The sequence below is a fragment of the Chryseobacterium sp. 2987 genome (genome assembly GCF_031456375.1).
In the GTDB taxonomy this organism is placed as follows: domain Bacteria; phylum Bacteroidota; class Bacteroidia; order Flavobacteriales; family Weeksellaceae; genus Chryseobacterium; species Chryseobacterium vaccae.
On sequence record NZ_JAVDUN010000003.1, the window covers coordinates 130,761 to 156,648 of the forward strand.

The following is a 25,888-nucleotide window of genomic DNA, read 5'->3' on the forward strand; positions in this document are numbered from 1 at the left end:
AAAATTAGTAAATTAGCGACACAAAAATTATATTATAAAATGAAAAGACTATTTCTACTGTTCACTTTCTTGCTGGGCTTTGCTCAGATGAGGGCGGATGAGGGGATGTGGCTGTTAATGCTCATCAAAAGACTTAACGGGGTCGACATGCAAAAGGAAGGCTTGCATCTGACACCTGATGAAATCTATTCTGTAAACAATTCCAGTTTAAAAGATGCAATTGTAAGCTTTGGAGGTTTCTGTACTGGTGAAATTGTTTCTGATAAAGGACTTATTTTCACCAACCACCATTGCGGTTATGGTGCTGTAGCAGCAGCTTCTACTCCTGAAAAAGACTATCTTAAGAATGGTTTCTGGGCAATGAAGCAGAAAGATGAATTCAATGCAAAAGATCTTTATGTAAGATTTTTAGTAAGAATGGATGATGCTACCCAAAGAATCACTTCCAAGCTGAACAACAATATGACTGGAGCTGAGAGAAAAGCAATTATTGATGCTGAAACGAAAGCGATCCAGACAGAAAACTCTGAAAATGGGAAATACACTGTTGTGGTAAGAGATTTCTTCAACGGAAATGAATTTTATTATTTCGTATATCAGGATTACAAAGATATCAGATTGGTAGGTGCTCCACCTTCATCATTAGGTAAATTCGGAGGTGATACAGACAACTGGGAGTGGCCAAGACATACTGCGGACTTCACTGTTTTCAGAGTATATGCTGATGCTGCCGGAAATCCAGCAGAATATTCTCCAAGCAATACCCCATTGAAGCCTAAACACTTCCTTCCGGTTTCTCTTAAAGGAATCAAACCGGGAGACTTCTCTATGATCATGGGATATCCGGGAAGAACCAACCGTTACCTGACTTCTTATGGAATCCAGCAGATGGTAAACAAAGATTATCCGGCCTGGGTAGAAGCTTCTAAAATGGCAATGGATGTCATGAAGAAGTATATGGATAAAGATAAAGCAACTCAGCTTAATTATGCTTCTCAATATGCTTCTGTAGCCAACTACTGGAAAAACAGACAGGGAACTATTGATGCGGTAGAAAAGAATGGAACAATTTCTGACAAACAGAAAATCGAAAGTACATACAGAACATGGTCTATGATGGCTGGAAATGATATGTATGACGGTGTTTTAGAAAATATTTCAGCTTATTACAAGCAGGTTTCTGACAGAAATGTTGAGAGAAACTATGCATCACAATTCACAAGAAATGCAAAGTATATGAGCCTAGCTCTTCAGCTTGGTTCTGTTCTTAAAACATACGCTGCCCAGGATATGCAGGGAAGAATTGCAATGAAGGCTAAAACTGAAGCAGCCATCAAAGCAGCTTATGAAAACTTCAATCCGGCTCTGGAAGGAGAAATGCTAGTGGCAATGACTACACTTTACCAGGCAAGAGTAACAAACAAAGACATCGCTTCTGCTACAATCTTAGGATTAGATGCTAAGAATCTTTCTAATATAGCTTACTCTTCAATTTTTGCCAACAAGACATCTGCAACGAATTTCTTATTGAACCCGGATGCATTGAAGCTTGATGCTGATCCGCTTTGGAAAATGTCAAAAGGAATTGTAGCAGATCAAAAAGCAGTTGCAGAAAGCTATGTAAATGTAGATGATAATTTTGCTAAAAACAATCGTCTTTTCTTAGCTGGTCTGATGAAAGCTATGCCTGAGAAAAAATTCTATCCGGATGCTAACTCTACCATGAGATTAACTTACGGAACAGTAGATAAATTACCTATCAGAGAAGACAGAAATTACTTCGGAGTTACTGATAACTATTATACGGATATGGCCGGTCTTGTAGGAAAATACAAGAAAAATGATGAAGAATTTGATCTGCCTCAAAGAGTGATTGATCTTTATAACCTTAAAGATTTCGGGCAGTATGCTGATGCTGCAGGATATATGCCTGTAAACTTCCTTTCTAACAATGACATTACTGGAGGTAACTCTGGTTCTCCGGTAATTGACGGAGATGGAAACCTTATCGGTATTGCATTCGACGGAAATAGTGAAGCATTAAGCGGTGATATCGTATTTGAACCGGAATGGCAGAAAACGATCAATGTTGACGTACGTTTCGTTCTTTGGACGATTGACAAGTATGCTGGTGCAAGAAGGCTGATTGACGAATTAAAGCTTGTAAGAGGAGAAAATACACCTCCTGATACCAAGACTAAAAATTCAGGAACAACTCAAATGCCTAAGAAAGAAAAGAAGAAAAAATAATCTTATCTGATCTATAATGAAACCGTGGAAATTATTTCCACGGTTTTTTATTTTTGATTTAAATAAATGATCATGAAAACTAAAGCAATAGAGTTTAAGGCATTGATTCAGAAAAATGGAGAACTAAACGCTGCATTTGTAGAATTTCCTTTTTCTGTGGAAGAACTTTTCGGTAAAAAGGGACAGATAAAGATCAAAGCCCTATTTGATGGTGTAGTGGAATACCATGGAATTCTGGCCAAAATGAAATCTGACAGCCATATTATTGGAGTCACCCAGGAGATCAGAAAACAGCTTGGAAAAACGTTTGGAGATGAAGTAATGGTTTCTATCATGGAGGATAAAGAAGAAAGAACTGTAGACATCGCAGAAGATATTGATGCGGTTTTCAATGAAAATCCTGATGCAAAAGAGCTGTTTGAAAAGATGAGTTACACGCATAAAAAAGAATATATCCGTTGGATTGAAGAGGCTAAGAAGCCCGAGACCCGAGACAGCAGGAAAGTGAAGATGATCCAGATGATCTTAAACGGGAAGAAAGGAAAATAAAACTGCCCAAAGCATAGAGCTAAGGGCAGCCTAAAAAAGGAAATATTTTTTAGCTGGCTGTTAATACAGGTTTTGTGGGCTCTGTAGGTTCTGTGGGTTTAGTAGGCCCTGTACTTACGCCACAATCATTAACACATGCTATAACGGATGAGTACTCACCTTTGTAAGTCCCATTGCAATAGCAGGCAAAACCACCTTGTACAGATTTCATGTTCTCTCTTGTTAATTTTTTTAGATTTTTCATATTGAATTAATTTTTTTATGGTCCCTACTCTATCAGCTTTTCGGGCAACGCTTTAATTCCCTAAATATAGAAATAAATCTAAAACAAACAACATTTTTAACCTGAATTTTAATTAGTTACGACAAACAAAAAACAATATATCACAAAACCAACACACCCAAAATTGTCATTATCTGCCATCACTAAACAAGATTTCCGGAATTATCCATTCCAAAATTCTCTGTCTAAACTTCTGTATTGTATAGCCTCCGAAATATGTCCGGAAAGTATATTTCTCTCTCCTTCAAGGTCTGCAATGGTTCTGGCAACTTTAAGAATGCGGTCATATGCTCTTGCGGAAAGGTTAAGTTTTTCCATGGCTAATTTGATGAGGGTAAGCGAAGTATCATCCAGACTACAGAAAGCTTCAATTTCTTTAGGTCCCATCTGAGCATTATAACTGATATTCAAATTTTTATATCTTTCATTTTGAGTAAATCTTGCTTTCAGTACCCGTTCTCTGATCACTTCACTTTTTTCTCCTTTTCTCTTTTCTGAAAGCTGCTCGAATTCAACTTTCTGTACTTCAATATGAATATCAATTCTATCCAAAAGCGGTCCTGAAAGCTTGTTCATATAACGCTGCATTTCGAGAGCTGATGAGGTATTATTAGGATCATCAGGAAAAAAACCACTGGGGCTTGGATTCATGGAAGCCACCAGCATAAAACTTGCAGGATAGTTGACGGTAAACCGGGCCCTGGATATGGTTACTTCACGGTCTTCGAGGGGCTGGCGCATCACTTCCAGGACAGTCCTTTTAAACTCCGGCATTTCATCCAGAAAAAGAACTCCGTTGTGGGCAAGAGAAATTTCTCCGGGTTGGGGATAGCTTCCTCCGCCTACCAAAGCAACATCAGTTATTTTATCAAATGTGGGGGTATTTATAAAATTAATTAACTTGCTGTAATACAAAATAATACACCAAAAGCATTAAAATAATTTTAACATTTTTTGTCGTTCCAAAATCGCTCACTAAAATTGCTAAATGAAGACAAAGAAAAACAAAGAAATGTTAAAAAATGAGGAGCAATTTTATTTCAAAAATAAAGGTTGGAAAAGTAATCAACAATTATTATCTGTTAAACATAAAATAAGAAGCTATGCAGGATAATTTGAGAATTTATTTTAAAGACAAAATGCATTTTGAAAGTTTAATTAAGAAAAATAGAAAATTCAATTGTACTATTGACAGTGAGGATCTAAAAAATGATAATCCAGAAGCCTTATACTATCCAATTAAAGGAAAAATTGGATCATTGGTGTATGTCATAAACCCCCAAAGTGCTTATATTGAAAATTCTATACATAAGTATCATAATTTAATTATGACAGGAAAAGAATATAATTATAACGATTTTTCTTATTGTGATATGGTACAAACCTTAGATGAATTATTAAATGAATTTCCTGAATATGATTTCTTAGATACTAAAATTACATCATTGGAATTTGGGTTCAATCTTGCAGTAGATATAAACGTAAAGGATCTGATTGAAAAAAATGTTTTATTATATAATTTTAAACCCCATTATGTTTTTGAAGATAACAAAAATTTTGTACTTAAAAAGTTTAAATCAGGAAATCACATCTTTAAAATTTATGATAAAGGCAGACAAAATAAGCTTGATTATGAACTATTAAGAGTCGAATTGAAGTATAACACGAAAGAGCTAAAGAAATTAGGAATAATCAACTTTCTTGATTTATACGACCCTCATAAAAACTTGGGTCTATTTAATGATTTTATGAAAAAGTTTGAAGATCTTATTATTATTGATGATCGATTTACTGAGGGACTTTCTAAGGAAGAAATTGCAAATCTCGGCAACAAACTGGAATATTCTTATTGGAAAAGAAAAGATTTTTCAGAATCTACAAAAAGTAGACATAAAAAGAAATTGTTGAAGTTTATTGAGGATAAAAAAATGGATAAAAAATTCATATATATAAAAGATTTGATTATTCAGAAATTTAACCAGCTATTTGAAGATTGTAATAAATCTTACCCTCTTCCTATTAATTATTAAAAATGAAGGGTTTTACTATAGTGATATGGATAGTAAAACCCTTCATTTATGATATTAAATCTTAAACATATTTTGATTTATTCAATTTAGACAGTTGGTAAATTAAGTTTCTCAAAAAGGACTTTATTTCTGTTCTTAGAATCTCTTATCAATTTATCAAAACTGATTATTTCCACATATAAATAATAATTCCTATTGTAATTAAAATAACCATCATTATCAGGTAAAACAGTGAAATTTTGATCCTCAGCAAATTTTCTCATATTAGGGGTTAAGTCACAAACTATATATGCATATATTGGAGTTTTATCCTTAATATCAAAAGGTCTCCCGTCCTTATCCAATACTTTATTATTAATAATTTCCCTAACGTAAGTATTTATCTGGTTTATTGGATTTTCACTATCTGTATAATCATTTCTCATTGGTCTTTTAAACTCCACAATTATTATCGATGAATAAGGTTTTTCATCATCTGTTAGCAAGTGAGCTTTGTTGAAAATCAATAAGTCTGTTTCCTTTGTAGATTTTGATTCTGTTCGTTCGTTTGACTTAAAAGTTTTATCAGATGCCAAATAATCATGAAAGGATAATTTATCATCAATCACCCATAAATTGTGTTCATCAAGGGAAATTTCATCTGAAGTTTTACGAAGTGGAAATATTAGATTATGTATAACTTCTTCAGTAGAATATTTATTTTCCTTTTTTCTTAAATTTAATTCAAGCAGATCTAAAATATGTTTCCTATGTAGAATATATTCTGAAAGCTTAGCGTTTCCAACATCCAGAATTTTTTCATATAAACCATCGTTCATTTTATCCTCTTTGTTTTCAATACCCTGCAATTCAACTTTTGTTTCATTTAAAACCTCTAATTCAAGTTTTTGTTGAATCTTAAATAATTCTACTTCAAGTTTTGAATCATCATTTGAATTAGATATTTTGAGAATATCATTAGGCTTATATTTCAATAAATGTCTATATCTTGGATGAGAAGTAACAAAGGTTCTAACCCTATTAAATTTTTTCTCCGAAAACTCAACCAAATGCTCTTTGAAATGTTCCCTAATGATTTCTGCAACACCATCTTTTAAATCTTGAAATGTAACAGCTTCTTCAAACATACTTTCTTCATTATCAAAAATAACTCCTGTTCTTTCTTCATTCACCCTTCCATTCTCGTCAAAATAATCTCCCGAGACATATATGCTGATTGAAAATTTTTGTCCAATTTCATCAACAAAATAATCGGGTATTTCAGGAATTGTATCAGAAATTGGGTAATTTATAACTTCTCTTTTGTGCGCAAGTAAGTGTACTTTATTATCTGTTCTTGTGTTATATAACTTTACTATATCAAGATCAAATTTGTTTGTATTAATAGTAAATGGTTTTCCTTCAACAGCTTTATTAATATACATTGAGAAATAATCATTTACGACAATCGGTTTATTTACATCTTTTAAAACAATTGTAGGACAATTAGAATCTAAAAAAAATGAAAAACAATGCTCTATAATTTTAAATGCAATATCTTCGGAATTATTGTTACACCATCTTCTGTAATTTTCTTTTAAGTTTTTTAAAATTACAATTGTTGACCAAAAATCTTCTTTACTTTCAATTTCAATTAAAGACTCCTTTTCAATTCCTTTTTTAGTTGGTACAAAATTAAATGTTCTTTTTTTAAATACTTCTCCTTCTTTAAATTGGCTTTCAATTATTGCCTTTTCAAAGGCTCTTAGCCAAGTTATACGTCCTATTCCTTTCCCTCCTCTTTTTTCAAATTTATATGATGAATGAGCAAAATTGAAAGAATCATAATTTTCTTCATTAAATCCGATGCCATTATCCTTTATATGGAAATCAATAATAGGGGGTAATTTTTGTAAATCATCATAAGGGAACTCTTCTTGGTTTAATCTTATTAAATCAATTTCAATTAATCCTTTTTCACTTAATTTTGCATCTTCAATTGCATGTATTGAATTAACTATTGCCTCATATAAAGGCAGGAGGACATTATTATGAGCAAGTTTTTTCTCTCTTACTTTTCCAGCAATATCAATTTGCATAATATTAGTTTTTTATTAAATCAGGTGTTTCAAAGATACTAAATTGATGTTCTGAAATAAAACATATTTTCTCTATAAATATCTGACAGTTATTAGTTGTGTAATCTTGTATCTTTATATTTTAATCATTCAGTTTTCAAAGATACCAACCAATCCAAATACATTGTATCAAAAAGCTTTTTAGCCATAGAATGACGAAAATAACAATTTGTATAGTTTTTTCACAATATATTTTAGCATCACGTCAAAACTTGACGTTTTTTATTTTAAAAGTTGAGTCTTTAATAATTCCTCTAAAGGACTTTGAGGTTTGCTCGTAATGACAGTTTTTAAATTTTTTTCAGATAATTCGGCAAACTCAACAGTTTTCAATATGGAGAATGCAACATCTTTTAATCCTAACTTTCGTAGTGCTATCCGAATTTCCTTATCAGTAGGAAACAGATTGTCGTATTGTTTTAAATGGATTTTGTGATTTTTCATATTGGATTTTAATTCTTTTTAGTGTTTATATTTTCCATTTTTAATAGAAGGCTTTGTAAACTCAAATCACTTGAATTGCTCTCCTTTGTATAGTCTTTATTAAGTTGATAAAAAATATTGTGAATAACCTTTTCTGTAAGGCTTTCTTCAATCGAATAACCTTTTGCAAATTTTTCTTTCATATTCAAAGTTTTTATGAAATAGTGATTAATCATATTTTCATAAATAAACTTCAAATCATCACTGTTTTTGTATTTTATTGCTTTTATGTCTTCTTTTAAATAGTTGGAGATTGTATGGTTGAGATCTGAAATTAATTTATTCACATACTTGTCTATGATATGACTTAAATCACTATATATAGGCTGTTGATGATAAGTTTTTCTAATAGTTTGAAATGTTTCACTGATAATAGCCTGTATTTTGATTTTAGAAATTTTGGCAGTCATTGAAATTTCATTGACTGAGGTATTCCAATACTTCTCATAATCCAGAATGAGTTCAAGGCTAGATTTATAGTTTTTCTTACCCATAAATATGTCCTTCAGATCCGCTACAAGACACTTTTCGACCATTTGGCTGATAGTCTCTTTTAATTGTAACTCTGCACTATTTTCCATTATTTTGCCACATTAAAAGGATTTTCCCCTGCACCCATAAAAACTGTCCCCATACGTTTGTATTTCATTGGCTTTCCTTCAACGCAAACGGAATACATTCCATTTCCTTTCTGTTCTGAAATTCTTAAAAAGATTACATCTTTCTCGTTACAGTCATTTTCAACTGCAATATGTTTTCTTAAATCTTCAATAGTAGCATCACCTCGTTTTAACCAAGACTGGATTTTTTTGTCTTGTTTTGGCTCCTGATAATTGGAGGGTAGATCACATTCTTTGACAGTTTGTTTTGGATTTTCTGTTTGTTGTGCAAAAGTTATTGTTGAAACAATAATTACTAATGCTGATAAAAACTTTTTCATGATAGTATTATTATTGTTTAGTTAAATAAAATGCACCTACTGTTGAAGCATAAGGATAATTTACCCATTCAATTGTGGTAGAATTGATCTTTTTGAACTTGTATTCTGCATTTGCAGAACCTGATTTAATCGTAAATTCATATACAGTTTCGGAAATATTTTCTGGAACACTGGAAGAGGCTCCTAAACTTGCACCTTGCTGTAATATTGATTTATAACTTGTTTCGATACTCCCTGCAATAGTATAAAAATCATCATTAGTAAACTTGTAGAGTGCCGTACCGTATTTCTGCCATTTCCCCTGAATCCACGTTGGAGGATGGAAATACTGTGTTGCTACTGGATTGGTTGTTGTTTGTGTGTTTTCATCATCGTGATTTGAACAACCAATAAATGATAATGCTGTAAAAACTGTGAATAATAGTTTTTTCATAAGTGAATATTTTACTCACTCAGTCCCAAAAGTGAAAGGTTATAAATGAAGAAAGCATGGGATCAACCATACTTGCTTATAGAGGTTCTGACAAAACCCAACGATACAAATAGGTATAACCCATGCCATATAGCACGAGTCATCAACTATTTATTTTGTATCGTTTTTTGAAACTGTCAGATTTCTATAAACAAAATAAAAGCTATGCTTCTTTTTTCGATAAAATTTGAATTACAAAGATATAAATTTTTGTAATCTGTGTTTCATAAGCAAAAATTGTTCCTTTAAATGTTATTTACTAGGTATAGTGTATTTATTCTATACTTGCTAACCATCCATCTTGAGCAGCAAGAAAAATTAACTCTTGCATATCTCTGAAACTTGGTATTCTTGCTTGTCCTCTTGCAGCTTGGAGTGTATCATCATCTCTTCTCCATATGAATCTATATCCTTTTTCTGTTGAACCATTATCATAAATATACTCACACCACTGAAAACAAAGTCTCCAATTTCCAGGAGATCCATTTGTAACTTCTCTAATAATTTTTACATTAGCCATTTTTGTTCTTTTTAAATAAATAGTATATTTTATTTTTATCAAGTTCTATATGGTTCGTTGAAATAAAACTTTGAAACTTTTCTTTAGTATTAATTTCATAATCGTGAATTTTTGAATAAAAAAATGTGTCAGATAACTTTCCTAAAAGAATATATTGAAAGTCATTAAAATAGGTTTTTAACAAGATTTCTTCTAATTTCCCATCTGTCTTCACATAACTTTCAATTCCAGAAATTATTTTCTGATCGTTTTCGACTTCTAAAATTACATATTCAACATTTTCAGTATTAAAATAAATATTTTTCATTCTATATTCTTAAATTTATTTCGAAGTAAAATGCCCAGAGTTTCCATTTAGCATCAAGACACTCAAAATATTTGTACTTATAACATTTACAAAGTGATTTTCTTCATCATCTGGAATGAATTGCATATTTTTTAGATAGCCTAACTGTCCTTCTCTACCTTTATAGCCAACAATATAAATTTTTGTAGTGGAAATATTAAATAGCTCTAAATCAACTAGAGGCTCAGAGCTTACCATAACCTTGAAAACAGCTTCTGAATATTCTTTACTTCCTAAATTTTCAATTGTGTCAATTTCTTCATCATTGAGCGAAGTAATTATTCCTTTAATAATATATTCGTTTAAATGTAATTCAAATGTTTTATTAGTTTCTTCCATATTTATTAATTTACCAGCAATTTACAAATTAGAATCTACTTCTAATAATTGAATTGGGTCATTTGAATAAACAATTATCAAAAAATTTTTACCCTTTTTTTATTGGGGTGAAAAAACACATTGGTGAATCTCCTCCTACAAATTCCCCCCTCTAAATATCTCTCAAAAAATCATATGTTACTTTATAGTAGACTTTGTAACAATTTAATACCAGTAAAATTATTTTGATTGTACAGACTCAACCCACTTTCCCCCTAACCATGCCATTAAATTAAAAAAATTTTATATCCCCCCACCAACTGTCAAATCTTTTCTCAAAAGTAGATTTTGTTTTATTTGGTTTTTCTGGATCTGTTTTTATTTTCCACTTACTCTTTTTTAATGATGATATTCTTTTAGACTGTTGGTTTTATAGTTTGATTTTATGACAGTTTTTGTTTGTGGCGGTTTATGCTTGAAAATATTTCTAAAACTTTTATTTTAAAGTTAAAACCTCTGTTAATTGGCATGAATATTGAGTTTATAAATGTATCAAATTTAGATTATACTCTAAATAAAATACGATTTTTACTTAGCAAAATAAGTTAATAAGAGCTTAGTTATGTGTCAAATATACCCACATTAAATTTATCACACTTTATAGTTATTTCAAAATGAAAGCAAGATATATAAGAGTTTCCACTGCTAACCAAAAGACGGAAAGACAATTACAGAAAAGTTACCCTGATGAAAAGCTATACATTGATATTATTAGTGGGGCAATTCCATTTAAGGAAAGAGAAAAAGGAAAAGAACTAATAAGAGATATTGAGAAAGGAAATATAGATTATATTAATGTTCATTCCATTGATAGGTTGGGCAGAAATTTATTTGACATTTTAGCCACTTTAGAGCTTCTTAATGACAAGAAAATTACTTTAAAGGTGGACAACCTCGGAATTGAAAGTTTAGTCAATAAAAAGCCTAATTCTGCCTTTAAGTTAATTATATCTGTAATGGCTAATATTGCAGAAATGGAAAGGGAAACATTGCTTGAAAGACAAAGGGAAGGTATAAAAATTGCTGTTGCTAAAGGTGTTTATAAAGGTAGGCTTAAAGGTTCTGTTGAGACCAATGAGCAAGTTTTAGAAAAATATAAGGAAATTGTTAAATTTTTAAATAAAGGTCAATCCCTCAGAAATACAGCTAAACTATGTAATGTTAGTTTGGGGACTGTTCAGAAGGTGAAAAAAGTGCTTGGTTCTTAAGCCATATATTTACCCAACTAGCAAGAGGTTTATTTTTATATAGTTTATATTCTTCACAAAAAAATGCATAAGAGTCTTTCTCCCTAGCAACTGATAATGTGCTTAATCCTGAATCTTTACATAGTAATTCGGGATTTTTGGAATAAAATTCAATTATTTTTCCAGAAGTCCAATTTTGAATGTTTCCATAGGGATATATAGAGTTACTAATAATTTGTAAATTTTCTCCATTTTGGATATATGGAGGTAAAACAAATTTCTCCTCAGACGGAATAAAGATAATTTTTTCCAGAATTGAACTCTCAATAAAATCTATCATATTTTCCGCTTTACTGTTAAAATACTTGGAAAATAAAAGTTCATTATCTGTAATGGAATAAAGTAAATCTTTTTTTCTAAAGAATAAATAATGTTCTTCTTCTGACTTAATTTTAAATCTTATAATTAAAGAATATACATCTTGATTTTTTTCAGAAGAAATAACTTTTATATTCTGGATGTATTTATTAACTATTTCCTTTTGCTCTAAAAATGAAAGTGAATCTGTAAATTGTTCAAATTCTTCTTCATAATTGTTTATCAACTCATCGCTATTAACTACATTACTTAGTTGTAATTCGTAATCTTTCAATAAAATATCAGCCCCTCTTATTTCCGAATCAATGCTATTTTTTTGCTTTTTTATTTCTTCTTCACTTAGTAACCCTTTTGACACAGCAATAATTAAATTATCTTTCTGCTGTTGCAAATTTGATAATTGTTTTCTTACAGCAAAAATATTTTCTGAAATTGATTCTTTATTATCTCTTTTCATTGAAATATCCTTCTGTAAAAGGTTTAACAAATCGGAACCTTTAAAAAATCTTGACCAAACTATTCCTTCAATCTTATCAATGTTGATACTCCTATTACCGCAACTTTCTCCTTTATATCTTTTTGATGAGCATTGATAAGCATGGTCTTTTTTGTTCTCTCTACTTCTTCCAACCATATTCCTTCCACACTTTCCACAACGGATTAATCCTTTTAGTAAATATCTGTAATTGACCTTTTTACCAGTATTATTAGAGTTGTTAATAAGATTTTCATTCACTTTATCCCATAATTCCTCTGAAATTACAATTGGAGATTCAAAAATTTCATCTTTCCATTTTCTTTGCCCTTTATATATGGTATTTTTTAAAATGCTTCTTATGGTATTTCCTCTCCATTTTGCATCAATTTTTTTTATTTCTTTAATCTCACCTGTATATTTATTTTTTGTTGTATATACGCCTTTTCCAATTTTATTATATGATGTTGGAATATTTGTATCATTTAAAACATTTGCAATTGTATCTGTACCTTTCCCCTCCAATGATAAACTGAATATTTTGTGAATAATTTCTTTCTCCTGTTCATCAATAACCAAAAACCCTTCAGAATCTTTTTTATACCCGTAAGGGGGGATTGCATGTACTTTACCCGCCTCTATATTTCTCTTTAATACACTTTTGATTTTTCTACTTCCTATCTTAATGTAGAAATTATTCATTAATGAAATAATATGTGATTGTAAATAGTTTTCATCACTATTAAAATCAAATTCTCCAGTACCATTATAGAAAAGTCTAACTTTCTTATTTTGAAATAAATTGTAAAGCTTTGCCCAAATATCATTATTTCTTTCTAATCTTGATTGGTCGAAAGAAAAAACATGTGTTATTTTATTATCAAATATATCTTCAACTAAGTTTGCTAATCCTGGTCGATTATCAATGTCGAGACTTCCTGAATATCCTTCATCAATATATATATTGTAACTAATCCCTAATTTATTCGCTAAAGATTTTCCCAATTCAACTTGGTCATTAATTGATCTATCTTTACCTTCTTCTTTCTCTTTTGATATTCTTGCGTAAATACCTAACATACAATAATCTTTTATATATTTACAGATATGATGCTTTTAATTGATTAAAATACTTACTTAACAAATATTTTGATAGTTTTCAAACTATATAATCTTAATTTTCAACAATAGCGTTTAATTTTGAAGAAAATCTGTCAAAATAGGCATCGTCTACGTTTTCATTATTTGCGTTTTTCAAGAGAATTAACATATCTTCTATTGTTTTTTTAATTGTATTTGGCTGCATTTTGCTCTTCTCAGAATTTAATACTAACCAAGTTATATAGAAATCTTGATAGGATCTCCTAAAAGACTTAGTTTTTTTAACATTAAAAAAATCATTTATTTCATCTTTTTGTAATTCAGAATTAAATAACTCACCAAATTTCTCTATCAGTCTTTTTGTTTTGTCTATACTATCCATAAACATCTGCTTTTCCATACTGTTTTCATCTAATTTCGTCAAGAAATCTGTTATCGATGATTTATTTTTTATCCTACAGGTAATACGGTCTATTCGTAAAAATAGACCTAACACCTTGTCATAAGATTCGTTTTTATCTAATTGATAGATCAGATAAGACAAAATGGTAATTAACTCTTCATTTTCCATTCTATCAGTTTTACCTTCAGTTCTTTCTTTACTATAAAACCAAGAAATATTTTCCTCTGTGACTTTTTTTATTTTGTTAATTACCTCATTATCTACAGTGGAATTCCACATTTCAAAAGAATTATTATTTATAGGATATGGTTTTTGATTTAAACGAATGAATAAATCCGTTGCCGAGAACTGTTCATTTAAGCTCTCTTCAATTATAATTTCATCAATAATGAAATCCAAAATCTTATCTTTTTCCAAATTTGATAATGCAGAATAATTCATCCCATTTTTATCAAGAATTTTTAACCCCTTCAATTTAAAATTATTATTTATTGAATAAGTTAAATCCCCATTCTCATTAACATAAGTCCTTCCTAGAAATGCTATAATAGATAATAATCTTTGTTGCCCATCTATTACCTCTTTTACATTATCTTTTCTTTTATATATAAATATCGGTGGTAAATTAATGCCTAGTAAAATACTTTCGATAATCGAAGAAGCTTTAAATACAGATATTTTTTCTTGTCTTTGGTAAGATGGTCTTATTAAATATTTATATGAATTTACATCAGATAAAATTTCTTCTATAGGCTTTGAAACTGGGGATGGCTTATTTATCCTTAAATTAGCTAAATTCTTTAATACATCTTGTGCATCACTGTCAGTCTGAAGTAAATCTTTTAATTCATCTTTAAAATCTGACTTGCGTAAATATACTTCAAAATCAAATTTATATTTTTTATTAAAAAATTTCGAAATGTTGCCAAATCTATCAATTATATTCTTATAAAAATATGCACTATCTTCTGCATATATTATTTGATGCTCCTTTAAATACTTCAATAAATCTTGTTGTATCTCAGATATATTAATGAAAATATTTTCCTGTTCTAAAATCCGAATACCCCATAATAATGTTTCATTAATAAATCTATTGTTATGATCAAATCCATTAGTGAGAAAGAAATTATTAATTGCAAACAATTTATTAAGTTGCTTTTTATATACCAAAAATTCTGAATCCAGATCTTCAATTGTATTTACAAATGTCTCATAAAGTATTGACATTATTTCACTCCTTCTAGTTCCCCTAGCGTATTGGGATATTGGAAATTTTGAAAGAATAAATGATCTTCGCAAAAAATCTATCATTTTCTCTATAATATCAGCAGTAGCGTAGTCATTTGCGAAAAAACATTTTTTGATATTTGAATAAAATTGTTGGTCTTTTTTAATTTCTTTTTCAAATAATTTTGAAAGATAGTCCGTGTCATATTTTGCAGCATCAACTTCAACTGAAGTTAGAGAAGTAATACCTGTATTATATCTCCTAAAAATCTCCTTCTTAATCTTGTCTTCCAACTTCTCATCAATTCCTACAATTACTTCAAATTCAAAAATTCTTATATTAGAATTCCAAAATATTTCTTTAACAGCATCATTCAATTTATTATAGTTTTGTTTTGCAAGTGCAGGTAACGACAAAAGTCCCTTCTCTGTTAGAGAAAAATCATTCTCAATAAATCTTTTTAAAGTCTCATATCTTTGCCTACCATCAATTACTTCAATATTAGTTCCCGATTTAAATAAAATTAATGGAGGAATCTCTGTTCCTAAAATTACACTTTCAATAAAGAATGTCTGTTTTACATTATCCCAGACATAATTACGTTGATAATAAGGCTTATAATCAATTCTACGCAGATTGCGTTCACTTAGTAATGTTTTTATGGATATGGTTCTAGGAGTAATCTTTAGACTTCCTTTAAATATATCTATGAAATTTTTTTCAGTTAAGTTACTCATATTATAAATTTTCTAATTTTTCAATAGCAAACAAAAATTCTATAGTTTCATCATCCTCCTTAAAAGAAGCATTTAATTCAGTCTCTGTTGGAGATTGATATTTTGAAAAAAATAGGATTGTATATAAATGTCGACTAATAATTTTCTTTAATAGCTCCCTAGTAAGTTCAGTATTACTATTGAAATCGTCTAATTTAAATGTTACAGAAAATAAGAAGTTATCTGTAATTATTAATTTTAACTCAACATCCAAATTAAATAGTTTAACTAGACTTGATTTATTTACATCTGTTGTAGTTTCAATATTCCCAAAATCTTTTAAACCATCAACTATAAAACTTTCATTAAATTTTAGAAATTGTTCTAGCTTATACTTTTTTATACCACTTAAACCGCATTCAAATTCAAACTTATCCAATATATTTAAGTGTTTTAATAGCTCATATTTAATTACATAAGATCTTACCTTAACTCCAAGATTTGTTTGGTAGTTGTAATTTAGTATTAGCAATTCATCATCTGATAACTGAGATCTTATAAGCTTGAAATATTCAACTTTTTTATAATCATCAATATTGGAGGACTCTACCAATACCATTAATCTATACAAAGTTTTAAAATAAGGTGATAATTTATCTCTATTCTCATTATAAATTTCTAAATATTTTTCACAAATATTTTCAATGGACTTCCCCACACTTCGATCATCTAATATAACATCCTTTAGCTTATCAGTAAGTGTACCAAAAAAATTCTTTGTTTCAATATTAAGAGAATTTTTATAATTGTTAAAAACAGATAGATAAGAAAAAAAGCTTGTATCAAATTGTTGAACTTTGGCAATACCAGACTGCTCCTTCAATTCTCGATTCTGTAATCTATAGAGATTTGTTTGTTCCATAATTAACTTGGTCTGCTCTTCATAAACTTTCCTTGTTTCCACAAGCTCTTCTTTCTGATCTTTAAATTCAAGAACCTGCTGATTCAAAGCATCAGTCTGTAGACCTAGATTCATCTGGTTTATATTAATATCCCTTCTTTGTTCCTTTAATGCCACATAAAAAAGTATTACACCAGCAAGCGAAAATAAACTACCAATAAACCCACCAATAAAATCACCAAATTGTCCCATAATGGCTTCATCAAAGTACCATTCAAAATACCAACTGCCAAAAATCAAGTACAAAAATATTGTTATAGCAATTACAATTAAGCCAAATATGCTTATTCTTTTTCCTGTTTTTTCTGAAAAAAAACCTTCTTTTTCAGTGTTAGAATCGTTGTTTATTAAATCGCTCATATATCTGAATAAAATAATGATTATTAAGATTTTTAAGATAACTGTAGAATTATACTTCTTGCAAAATATTTTATCAATTGTAAATTAATAGACTTTTACTTTACGTGTAATAACAACCTATCTATTAGTTATTATAGTAGATTTTGATAAAATTATGCAATCAAACGCAACGGCAATTTCGAATAATATTAGAAATATCATAGTTATTAATTTTAAAGTTATCAGATTATTAGTTTTAATTTTTTAGCTAAAAAGACGTAATATAAAGCTTTTTCATTTTCTGCAAGATAAAACTTAAAAATTAATTATACCCGATACAAATAGAATAATTTCATTAATGGTTACATTATATACAATAACATCTGAAATGGTATGATGCGGCGATCTGAAAGGCCTTACTGTCATTAAAGATGTTTCTGCTCCCATTTTTCCGGCTACTGAATGGATCTTGGTGGTTTCCAGAGCTTCCTTCAATGTCAGTGGAGGCAGAATACTCGGAACCCTTTTAGCCAGCATCGTTTTTCCGCTTCCCGGAGGTCCGATAAGAATAATATTATGCCCTCCGGCTGCGGCTACTTCCATTGCTCTTTTGGCCGTTTCCTGCCCTTTCACTTCAGAAAAATCAAAGGGAAAATGGGCAATTTTCTCCTGAAACTCCTTTTCTACGTCTAATTTTATCTTCCTGAGCGGCTGTCCTTCGTTGAAAAAATCAATAACTTCTTTTATATTTTCGGCTCCGTATACTTCAAGACCTTCTACAATGGCTGCCTCACAGGTATTCTGCATCGGTAGGATAATTCCTTTAAACCCTTCTTCTTTTGCCTGAGCAGCAATGGGAAGCACTCCTTTAATGGGCTGCAGACTTCCGTCAAGGGAAAGTTCACCCATAATGATATAGTCATGAATATTTTCTGCCTGAAGCTGATCTGAAGCCGCCAGGATCCCAATCGCAATACTAAGATCATAAGAAGATCCTTCTTTACGAAGATCCGCCGGTGCCATATTGATGGTAATTTTCTTTCCCGGAATTTTATAGCCTACATTTTTCAGGGCCGCAGAGATCCTGTAACTACTTTCTTTTATTGCATTGTCCGGAAGTCCCACTAAATGGTATCCTACTCCGGTATCAACATTTACTTCAATGGTAATCGTTTGCGCAGCAACTCCGTGAATGGCACTGCCATAAATTTTGATCAGCATGGTGTGTTTTTGAAGTAAAAATAATGAATATGTTATTTTGAAAATCAGGAGTTTGGGTGGATAGTTTTCTATCAGAAAATGGATGATGGGGAAATATTTTAATAAAAACGTACTGGTTTTTCAAGGTGTGACATAAGCGGAGTTACTTCTTTCTGAGCCGTCACTATACAACAAAACAGGAAAGTTCATCATCTACACAGATCTATCCCTAAAACATTAAGAAAAAACTTCAGCAATTTTGCCGAAGTTTGAGTTATAAAGTTAGTTATTAAGATAATTTCTAATTATCGGTCGCAAAAGAAAAAACCTTAGTCAGGGTTTGTTAAGGAGGTGGAAAAAGATTTTGAGCAACTGCTACAACACCACTTAAGATCCCCACTAGCAAGCATTTGTGCATCTGACATACTAAGGCCACATTGTGATATTTTCCAATCTGTTGTATGCCAACAACAACTACCTCCCCCCAGTATGTTTTTTAATTGTGATCTTGTAAGTACTTCATGTGTACCTGATTTAAATGTTTTAAATTTTTTCATGATTAATAAATTTTATTTGGTTATGTAAATTGTTTTTACTTTTTAAATGAAGCCTCTCTCCGTCTATTCCTGGAATAGTTTTACGTTAAGTCATTTCAGGACGTAAGAATGCGCAATTTAATTATGTTTAAAAATCCTGATTAAAAATTCAGAAGATCATTAGGGCTTAATCAACTGTTTGTGAAATAAATATAATACATTTTTTCCGTTTATCATAATAAAAATATAAAAAGACAGTATAGTCTATCTGAAAGCATAAAATTTCGCCCGAATTTATTTTGATAAAATTGATACTTTGAAAATCATAGGGTTAAGCGGATAATATTCTATGATACAAAGAATAGACGGAAAGATTTTAATACAATGACACAAGTGAGACATTTGAGATTGTGGAGCTAAATTATCGTCGTCTGGAATTATTGCTCTTAAGTTTCATTTTAAGACTCATGTTTTCAACTATGTCTTTAATTAACGAAAATACTTCCAACGCCAACGTTTATTCATTGAGTGGTATATTTATGTCTGATATGAAGTAATTTTGATATAAAGATTCATATTTTTTTTATGGGAGTCAGTGAACAGTCTGCCATAGATTTTGATCAGTATGCTGTATTTTAAATGCGCACAATATGATTATCAAAAATAATCTTATTTTTAACTTTTAAACTGAATAACCATGAAAAAACTATTTTTTGCATTTTGCATCATCATCTTAGGCAGTACTCAGATGGCAATGGCACAATCAAAAGCAAAGTCAACTGACACTAAAGCTTCAATGTTGAAAACAATGCATAACAATCTTGCTAAAGAGACCATGAAAGACGGTACCTCTAAAGAAAAGTCTGAAAAATTTGCGGATTGCTTTACAAAAGATTTAGGTGAAAAATTAAGTCTTGAAGAGCTTAAAGTGTTTTATAAGCTGAATAGCCTAAAATCCGGACAAACACCTCCAAAAGAACTGATAAAGCAGGCTGAAAAAATGGGTATAAAAGAAAAAATGGAAACTGTGGGAGTAGATTGCGGATCTATCTTTCAATAGCATTTAATTCAATAGCCCGTACAAGGCTCTAATAAATCCAAATAAAAGACACTACAGACGGTACGTTAATTCGTACCGTCTGTGTTTATATCTATCTGATGCATTGTTCATATCTTTGGGTATATATAAGCCTAAAGTATCTGTTGCTAAAATAAATTACCGTTTTCGTGCAGGGTTTATAGATTTTGTAAAACATTATCAGCCAGTTCTTCCATCATTTTTTGTTGTTATTTGCTAGTATAAGTAAACTCAATTTCATTATCTTTAAAAATGAAATACTACTGCCATGGATAATACCTCCAATTTTTCCAACCCAGGAAAACGTAATGTTGCATTACGTTTCCTGCATTTGTATTCTATTGCTTATGTGTACATTTTTATGCTTAGCTCGCAATTTTCACCTTTGGCTGAGGTATATAAAAAAGGAGTACTGTGGTTGTGTAAAAATATTTTTCAGCAGCAGAAGGTAGAATATATACAAATGACCGGCAGCGGCGATACCACATTAGATTATTGGGTAGTACTTATCAATATTGGTTTAGCGGCAGTGGTTGCACTCGTTGTACTTCTTGCTGATAAAAGACAGCGCACCTTTAAAGACCTTCATTGGTTTACGGTGGTAGTAGTACGCTATTATGTAGCCATGATTATGCTTTCATATGGATTTGCAAAGCTGCATGACGGGCAGTTCCCTGCAAACACCGTTGGGAGACTGGAAAAAAAGGTTGGCGATATGTCGCCCATGGGTGTGGTATGGACTATGATGGGTGCTTCCAAAGGATACACCTTTGTTTCCGGACTGCTGGAAAGTATTGGCGGACTTTTGCTTCTTTTCAGACGTACCAAGACTTTTGGTGCCCTTTTTTCCATGACCGTGATGATCAATGTGGCTCTGCTGAACTTTTTTTACGATGTCCCTGTAAAAATATTTTCCAGCCATATTGTTTTATTTTGCCTGTTTATTGTAAGTGGTGATGCCATTGCGCTGTATCGTTTTTTTGTTCTCCATCAGCCATCACAGTTGCGTTTCCAAAAACGAACCGCCGACAAAAGGTGGAAGCGTATTACCCTTATCTGTCTGAAGTGTTTTGTATTTGTTTTTTTTATATTCAGTTTTTCATCCATGTTTTTCTATACCCCTCCTGCTGTACCTATGGAAGGGGCCTATATTGTTAAAAAATTTACGGTAAACAATCGGGAAGTACCGCCCTGCAGCACTGATTCTCTCGGATGGAAAAAACTATTAATCAGCTATGCCGGCCGGGCAAGTATAATTCGTAACAACGATAGTACTAAGGCTTTTCAGGGGATTATAGATACGGGCAAAAAAACACTTACACTCCGTAAAACGGAACAGGACAATATATATGCATCTCTGCATTACAATACTCAGAAAGACATTGTTGTTTTCACAGGAAATATAGGCCGCGACATGGTAAGAATAGAGACAAAAACAAAGAAAAAGGAAGATTACCCGCTTAACAAGCGTGGTTTTCACTGGGTTAATGAATATCCGTTTAACAGATAGTCCGTCAATATAAAGATGTACTCTTCGGAAGTGTATATTTCGCAGAGCATATCCTTTTGTTTTAATCGATTATTGATGGGATATTTCTGCTTTTAATTTGTGTGAAATATTTTGATATTATTCCTTCATAAGAAATCCAAATCCATTGGTATAAGACATTCTATTAAGTCCAATTATTAAAAATTTCAAATTTTCCTGAGTTAAAAGATTCATCCCGACTCTACCCTCTTTCTATAAAATAAATTCAAGACAAAATATTATACGTCAAGTTTTGGCGCTATGCTGTAATACCTTTGATTCAATCACTTAAGAGATTACACCTTATCAAAAGCGCGCAAAAAAAACTATTTATTAATCTTAAAAATTTATTTTCATGGACAAATCATCATGTACTATAAAACCTCCTTTTGTAAAGCTGGAGGATAATGGAGAGGCATCAATCTTAAATTATAACCTGCCTCAGCAAACCACTTACAATTCTGTAAGTTACGTCGGACTTAATATCCGTAAGGAATTATTTAAAAAAGAACAGTATACGCAAACACAATCTACTTACTGGACAGCAATTGATGAGATAAAACAGCTCAATACACAGGGAATCAAAGAGGCTATCAAAACGGATAATAACCTTATTCAGAACTTTGCTGTTCTTGATAAAAACATTAAGCTTCAGGCAACGGAATTATCAGCCATTACCAAAACAACTTTACTGAACAAGTTGCAACAGGCAAAAACTATTTCACCGGAGCTTATCCAGCTGCAGGCTGTAAAAAATGACGGAACAAGAATTGCAGAAGTGAAAAGTATACTTCCCACTGTCAACATTAAGGATATAGTAAAAGCAGAATTCATTGATGATGATTTAATTGCACAAAAACTATCCAAAGGGTTGATGCCTATAGCTGTTGAACGTTTTTCAAAAAAACCGGAAGTCTTGTATATTCCGAGACCCAAGGAGGCCACTCCCACTTTGAGTATGGTTCTGCATCTTAAAATGGCTTCTTATCTTGGAGATTACGGAGCGGGACAAACCGTTAAAACATTCTCATTGCTTCCGGGAGAAAAAACAACCATCACCGTCCGTTCCTATCAGCACGATGAAACCAAAAAAGAACAGTCGCAGAACGTACTGGACAGCTACAGCGAATCAAGTGCAGACGATCTTCAGAATACTGTAGAAAAAGAAACCCAGTTTACAACAGGATCTTCCAAAGAAGAAACCACTTCTAAAACCGGAGGATGGAATGCCGGTGGTAGCATTGGTCTTAACCTTGGATTCTTATCCATCGGTGGTGGCGGTGGCGGACAGGGAAGCAATACCGAAGGATCTACTTTCAATTCCAGCGTACAGACGCAGGTGAGCAATCTTGTAGGATCTGTAAGCCATCACGTATCCAAGGCTGACAGCATGCGTCAGATTGAAGTGAATTCTGAAAGCAGCAGCGTTCGTATTAATGAAAACGAAGAGACTATTGTCCGCGAACTTGAAAACATCAATAAAAGCCGTGTGCTGAACTTCGTTTTCCGCCAGTTATTACAGGAATATTTCAGTATCACCTATCTGTACGATGTTTCATTTGTTTATTATAACGGTTTCCCTGAAAGCAAAAGAACGGTAAAATTGGCTCAGCTTCCGGAACTGCTTAATGAAATATTAGTGGATGACTCTGCGGTAAATGAAGTTAAAAACCAAGTATATAGCTATCTATGCAGCATTTACGATTTCCAAGGTACCCCATCGAGCTTTATTGAAAAAGTTGAAGAAAAGCTTGGAAACTGCATCAATCCTGAAATTCCGGCAAAAACAACGTATTATGTACGTAAGCGTAAAGGCTTAAAGCAGGTTTATAAAGACAAATCGGTAGATGGGATTATACTGGATGTTACCCACAGGGTAATGCGTACTCCTTCCCTTGTTGTAGACGCGTTATTAGGCCAGGGAGAAGCACTGGATTGCTACAACCAGAACTTACAGGGTTCTGCTGTAGAAGCCGCTGAATTAAACAATGAGGCTTTAGGATTACAGAATTCAGGAATGAAATCTTCCATAGAGCAATCTGATAAGCGTTTGGAGATAGAAACCCAAAAATGGGAGCAGGAACAAGAACGAATCAGCCAGGCAATGAAAATCATTAGTCAGATTAACGACGCTGCTGAACAGGCAAAACTGTACAAAAAGATATTCTCAGAATGCTGCGATGTACCCCAAAGCGGAGGATGTGGCTGTAGCCCTACTGCAGAAAAAGTATAAATAATCACCTTACCCGTTATGGTGAAACGCCATAACGGGTTTTCAAAAAAATCACATTACTATGGCAAATAATTTTAAAAATCCCTGGGAAAGTAATACATGGGGACAAGGCAGCGAAGCATTTACCCGATGGCTGCCTGAAGATGCCGCCTATTTTACAGGGGTTAATCCCAATACGGGTGAAAGTGCAAATGATCTTGATTTCTTTTCTCCTGAATCTCAAAGCGGAAGCATTAAAACGATCTGGGATTATGATAAGATTAAAAAGAATTATCAAAAAGACGGACAATTGATATTAAAAAAGGAATATAATGCCGGAACATCAGGTCCTATGAAAGACCGATGGAAAAGCTTATTTGGAGAAAACACCTGTGCTATTAAACTCTCGTGGGCACTCAACAATGCAGGATATTATATTCCTGAGCATACTACCTCAAATAAAAGAAGTACCTGGACAGGCAATATCAACCCCAAACATCAGTATATTCTTTCTGCTGATGAAATGGGAACTTACCTGAAACAGAAATTGGGTACACCGACTCTTAAATCAGACGGACCTATTAAATCGGACGATGAATTAGACACCTTCATTGCAGAAACAAAAAAATGGAAAAGTTATGGAGGTATTATTTATCTGGATTCTCATAATTACGAAGAATACGGTGCAACAGGACATGTAGATCTGGTGTATGAAGATTCAGGCGGTGACGCCCGTATATATGGCATGGATGAAGAACTGGATAACTATATAGACTGGCGTAACGGAGATTGGTTTAACAGTGACTCTCAGCTAGAAGTCTATATATGGCTTCTGAAAGGGGAAAAACGTTAACTTTTTTTTCCGGCTTCAAATTCAGTTATTATATTTTTCTGATAAAATCAAGAGGCTATCTCACTTTTGAGATAGTCTCTTTTCTATTTCATGCAGGAGGTTTTCAAAGAAATAAGATTACCCTTTTGGGGTATTGCGCCAAGCCAGCAAAAATGTAAAATTTGTGATACTAAATACCTCTGTCATGAAAACTAAAATTTTATTTATGCTGCTCCTATGCGTGTACTGCATAATTCATTCCCAAGAAAATACCATTTATTATGATTTTGAAAGATCCGGTTATTTTGTGAAAAATACTAAATCCGAGCTGAAAGAATTAACTCCTCATGAGCTTAAGAATAATACAGAATATCAGCTGAAAATGATCAATATTAATCCGTTTTACTATAAAATATCACTGCAGATAAAGCAGCAGGATAAAATCAAAGAAATTTTTGATTTTCTGCGAAAAGCAATGTCCGGAGATATTTCTCCCGATCTTAAAATTATGAATGTAGTAGAAGGAGAAAGAGATGCAGCCTTTAAAAAACTTTATAATGAGGCAATATTAATAGATGCACTATTGAAAAACTCCTATTTTTCAAAAGATATAAAGACTAAAATCGAAAAATTTAAAAAAGAAAATACTCTGTTAGCGGCTTATCAAAGTTCTGACAACCCCTCATCATATACCTTTACAGACGTTCAAAAGCTCAATTCCCTTATGAACGATGTTTCCTATTTTGTCCATGAGAAGCATTCAACAATGGATTTGGGAAAATTTACAACCGCCGGTACCGATTATACTTTTGAACTGACCTTCACCCCTCCTGAAGATAATTCAATTAAACAGTCTGAAAAAAAAGATGTAACAACTTTCACTTCAAAAAGTAAATTTAAGGCTTACTTCAGTTCCGGGCTATTTCTTGCTGCTCCTGTCAACAGTAAGTATTATGTATCTGATAAAAACGCAAATAATGCCTATACCATCAGGGAAGAAGACCGGGGTAAAATGTCTTTAGGGGCCATGACTTTAGCTCACTTCTTGTATGGTTTCAGGAATTCAACAACCAAAATAGGCTTTAATGTCGGAGCAGGAATTGATCTGGATACACAGCTCAGGTTTCTGCTCGGAGGAACCTTTATGACTAATAACATTACGTTTAATGCCGGTTATAACTGGGCTTTTAAAGAAGTTTTATCTGACAAATTACAGCAGGATAAAGAATATACGGAGCAGCCTGAGATCGCTTATAAAAAAGTTCTGAAAGGCGGATTCTGGCTTGGAATCAGCTACAGAATATTTTAATCAGACTGATATAATTCCCTGTATAAAAAATAAG

22 protein-coding genes and 2 pseudogenes are annotated in these 25,888 nt (G+C 31.9%); 10 read left to right on the top strand and 14 right to left on the bottom strand.

What is annotated here, in order from left to right; all coding sequences use genetic code 11:
- The first annotated feature begins 39 nt into the window (after nt 1–39).
- Complete coding sequence (locus J2Y40_RS10130) at nt 40–2,250, top strand: S46 family peptidase (RefSeq protein ID WP_153397074.1); 2,211 nt, start codon at nt 40–42, stop codon at nt 2,248–2,250.
- Nucleotides 2,251–2,322: 72 nt separating this feature from the next.
- A complete protein-coding gene (locus tag J2Y40_RS10135) occupies nt 2,323–2,799 on the top strand; it encodes a YdeI/OmpD-associated family protein (RefSeq protein WP_309998736.1) in 477 nt (158 codons plus the stop codon).
- A 49-nt stretch (nt 2,800–2,848) separates the two neighbouring features.
- On the opposite strand, the gene J2Y40_RS10140 is transcribed toward J2Y40_RS10135, so the two are convergent.
- Together J2Y40_RS10140 and J2Y40_RS10145 are read right to left on the bottom strand one after the other, a co-directional pair.
- Complete coding sequence (locus J2Y40_RS10140) at nt 2,849–3,043, bottom strand: bacteriocin-like protein (RefSeq protein WP_409017691.1); 195 nt, start codon at nt 3,041–3,043, stop codon at nt 2,849–2,851.
- A gap of 201 nt (nt 3,044–3,244) precedes the next feature.
- A pseudogene (locus J2Y40_RS10145) lies at nt 3,245–3,946 on the bottom strand (YifB family Mg chelatase-like AAA ATPase); the annotation flags it as partial.
- Nucleotides 3,947–4,070: 124 nt separating this feature from the next.
- Here J2Y40_RS10145 and J2Y40_RS10150 point away from each other — a divergent pair.
- Together J2Y40_RS10150 and J2Y40_RS10155 are read left to right on the top strand one after the other, a co-directional pair.
- A complete protein-coding gene (locus J2Y40_RS10150) occupies nt 4,071–4,196 on the top strand; it encodes a hypothetical protein (protein WP_309998739.1) in 126 nt (41 codons plus the stop codon).
- The gene (locus J2Y40_RS10155) at nt 4,186–5,112 is read left to right on the top strand and encodes a hypothetical protein (RefSeq protein WP_309998741.1); all 927 of its coding nucleotides are present in this window, start codon (nt 4,186–4,188) and stop codon (nt 5,110–5,112) included. Before J2Y40_RS10150 ends, J2Y40_RS10155 begins: the two co-directional genes overlap by 11 nt.
- An 86-nt stretch (nt 5,113–5,198) precedes the next feature.
- On the opposite strand, the gene J2Y40_RS10160 is transcribed toward J2Y40_RS10155, so the two are convergent.
- The 8 genes from J2Y40_RS10160 to J2Y40_RS10195 all read right to left on the bottom strand — a co-directional run bounded on the left by J2Y40_RS10160 (nt 5,199) and on the right by J2Y40_RS10195 (nt 10,329).
- Entirely contained in the window at nt 5,199–7,190 is a 1,992-nt protein-coding gene (locus J2Y40_RS10160) for a hypothetical protein (protein ID WP_076551982.1), read from the bottom strand.
- Between the two features lie 261 nt (nt 7,191–7,451).
- Entirely contained in the window at nt 7,452–7,673 is a 222-nt protein-coding gene (locus J2Y40_RS10165) for a hypothetical protein (RefSeq protein ID WP_076551981.1), read from the bottom strand.
- Nucleotides 7,674–7,681: 8 nt separating this feature from the next.
- A complete protein-coding gene (locus J2Y40_RS10170; protein ID WP_076551980.1) occupies nt 7,682–8,293 on the bottom strand; it encodes a hypothetical protein in 612 nt (203 codons plus the stop codon).
- Nucleotides 8,293–8,652, bottom strand: a complete 360-nt coding sequence (locus J2Y40_RS10175; RefSeq protein ID WP_076551979.1) for a hypothetical protein — start codon at nt 8,650–8,652, stop codon at nt 8,293–8,295. Before J2Y40_RS10175 ends, J2Y40_RS10170 begins: the two co-directional genes overlap by 1 nt.
- 10 nt (nt 8,653–8,662) lie before the next feature.
- The gene (locus J2Y40_RS10180; protein WP_309998742.1) at nt 8,663–9,085 is read right to left on the bottom strand and encodes a hypothetical protein; all 423 of its coding nucleotides are present in this window, start codon (nt 9,083–9,085) and stop codon (nt 8,663–8,665) included.
- Between the two features lie 313 nt (nt 9,086–9,398).
- The gene (locus J2Y40_RS10185; RefSeq protein WP_076551977.1) at nt 9,399–9,644 is read right to left on the bottom strand and encodes a hypothetical protein; all 246 of its coding nucleotides are present in this window, start codon (nt 9,642–9,644) and stop codon (nt 9,399–9,401) included.
- Entirely contained in the window at nt 9,637–9,951 is a 315-nt protein-coding gene (locus tag J2Y40_RS10190; RefSeq protein ID WP_309998743.1) for a hypothetical protein, read from the bottom strand. The genes J2Y40_RS10185 and J2Y40_RS10190 overlap by 8 nt, the downstream gene beginning before the upstream one ends.
- Before the next feature lie 15 nt (nt 9,952–9,966).
- Entirely contained in the window at nt 9,967–10,329 is a 363-nt protein-coding gene (locus J2Y40_RS10195; protein WP_076551975.1) for a hypothetical protein, read from the bottom strand.
- Nucleotides 10,330–10,982: 653 nt separating this feature from the next.
- Between J2Y40_RS10195 and J2Y40_RS10200 the strand changes: the two genes are divergently transcribed.
- Nucleotides 10,983–11,576 (top strand): recombinase family protein, encoded by a 594-nt coding sequence (locus tag J2Y40_RS10200; RefSeq protein WP_076551974.1) that lies wholly within the window; start codon nt 10,983–10,985, stop codon nt 11,574–11,576.
- Here the strand turns inward: J2Y40_RS10200 and J2Y40_RS10205 are convergent.
- The 4 genes and pseudogenes from J2Y40_RS10205 to J2Y40_RS10220 all read right to left on the bottom strand — a co-directional run.
- Complete coding sequence (locus J2Y40_RS10205; RefSeq protein ID WP_309998747.1) at nt 11,530–13,488, bottom strand: recombinase family protein; 1,959 nt, start codon at nt 13,486–13,488, stop codon at nt 11,530–11,532. The two genes, J2Y40_RS10200 and J2Y40_RS10205, sit on opposite strands and share 47 nt — an antisense overlap.
- Nucleotides 13,489–13,582: 94 nt before the next feature.
- On the bottom strand, nt 13,583–15,880 hold the full coding sequence (locus J2Y40_RS10210) for a DUF262 domain-containing protein (RefSeq protein WP_076551972.1): 2,298 nt from the start codon (nt 15,878–15,880) through the stop codon (nt 13,583–13,585).
- A gap of 1 nt (nt 15,881) precedes the next feature.
- Nucleotides 15,882–17,180: a putative phage abortive infection protein gene (locus J2Y40_RS10215; RefSeq protein ID WP_076551971.1), complete on the bottom strand. Its 1,299-nt coding sequence runs from the start codon at nt 17,178–17,180 to the stop codon at nt 15,882–15,884.
- A gap of 357 nt (nt 17,181–17,537) precedes the next feature.
- Nucleotides 17,538–18,380 (bottom strand): annotated as a pseudogene (locus J2Y40_RS10220) (YifB family Mg chelatase-like AAA ATPase); the annotation flags it as partial.
- Between the two features lie 1,212 nt (nt 18,381–19,592).
- On the opposite strand from J2Y40_RS10220, the gene J2Y40_RS10225 reads away from it, so the two are divergent.
- The 5 genes from J2Y40_RS10225 (at nt 19,593) to J2Y40_RS10245 (ending at nt 25,854) form a co-directional block, all read left to right on the top strand.
- Nucleotides 19,593–19,955 carry a hypothetical protein gene (locus J2Y40_RS10225; RefSeq protein ID WP_153397066.1) on the top strand — a complete coding sequence of 121 codons (363 nt, stop codon included), beginning with the start codon at nt 19,593–19,595 and terminating at the stop codon, nt 19,953–19,955.
- Nucleotides 19,956–20,241: 286 nt separating this feature from the next.
- A complete protein-coding gene (locus J2Y40_RS10230) occupies nt 20,242–21,483 on the top strand; it encodes a hypothetical protein (protein WP_153397064.1) in 1,242 nt (413 codons plus the stop codon).
- 373 nt (nt 21,484–21,856) lie between these two features.
- Nucleotides 21,857–23,734 (top strand): hypothetical protein, encoded by a 1,878-nt coding sequence (locus J2Y40_RS10235; protein WP_153397062.1) that lies wholly within the window; start codon nt 21,857–21,859, stop codon nt 23,732–23,734.
- Nucleotides 23,735–23,795: 61 nt separating this feature from the next.
- Complete coding sequence (locus J2Y40_RS10240) at nt 23,796–24,566, top strand: T6SS effector amidase Tae4 family protein (RefSeq protein WP_153397060.1); 771 nt, start codon at nt 23,796–23,798, stop codon at nt 24,564–24,566.
- Nucleotides 24,567–24,750: 184 nt separating this feature from the next.
- Nucleotides 24,751–25,854, top strand: a complete 1,104-nt coding sequence (locus J2Y40_RS10245) for a hypothetical protein (RefSeq protein ID WP_153397058.1) — start codon at nt 24,751–24,753, stop codon at nt 25,852–25,854.
- Nucleotides 25,855–25,888: the final 34 nt, after the last annotated feature.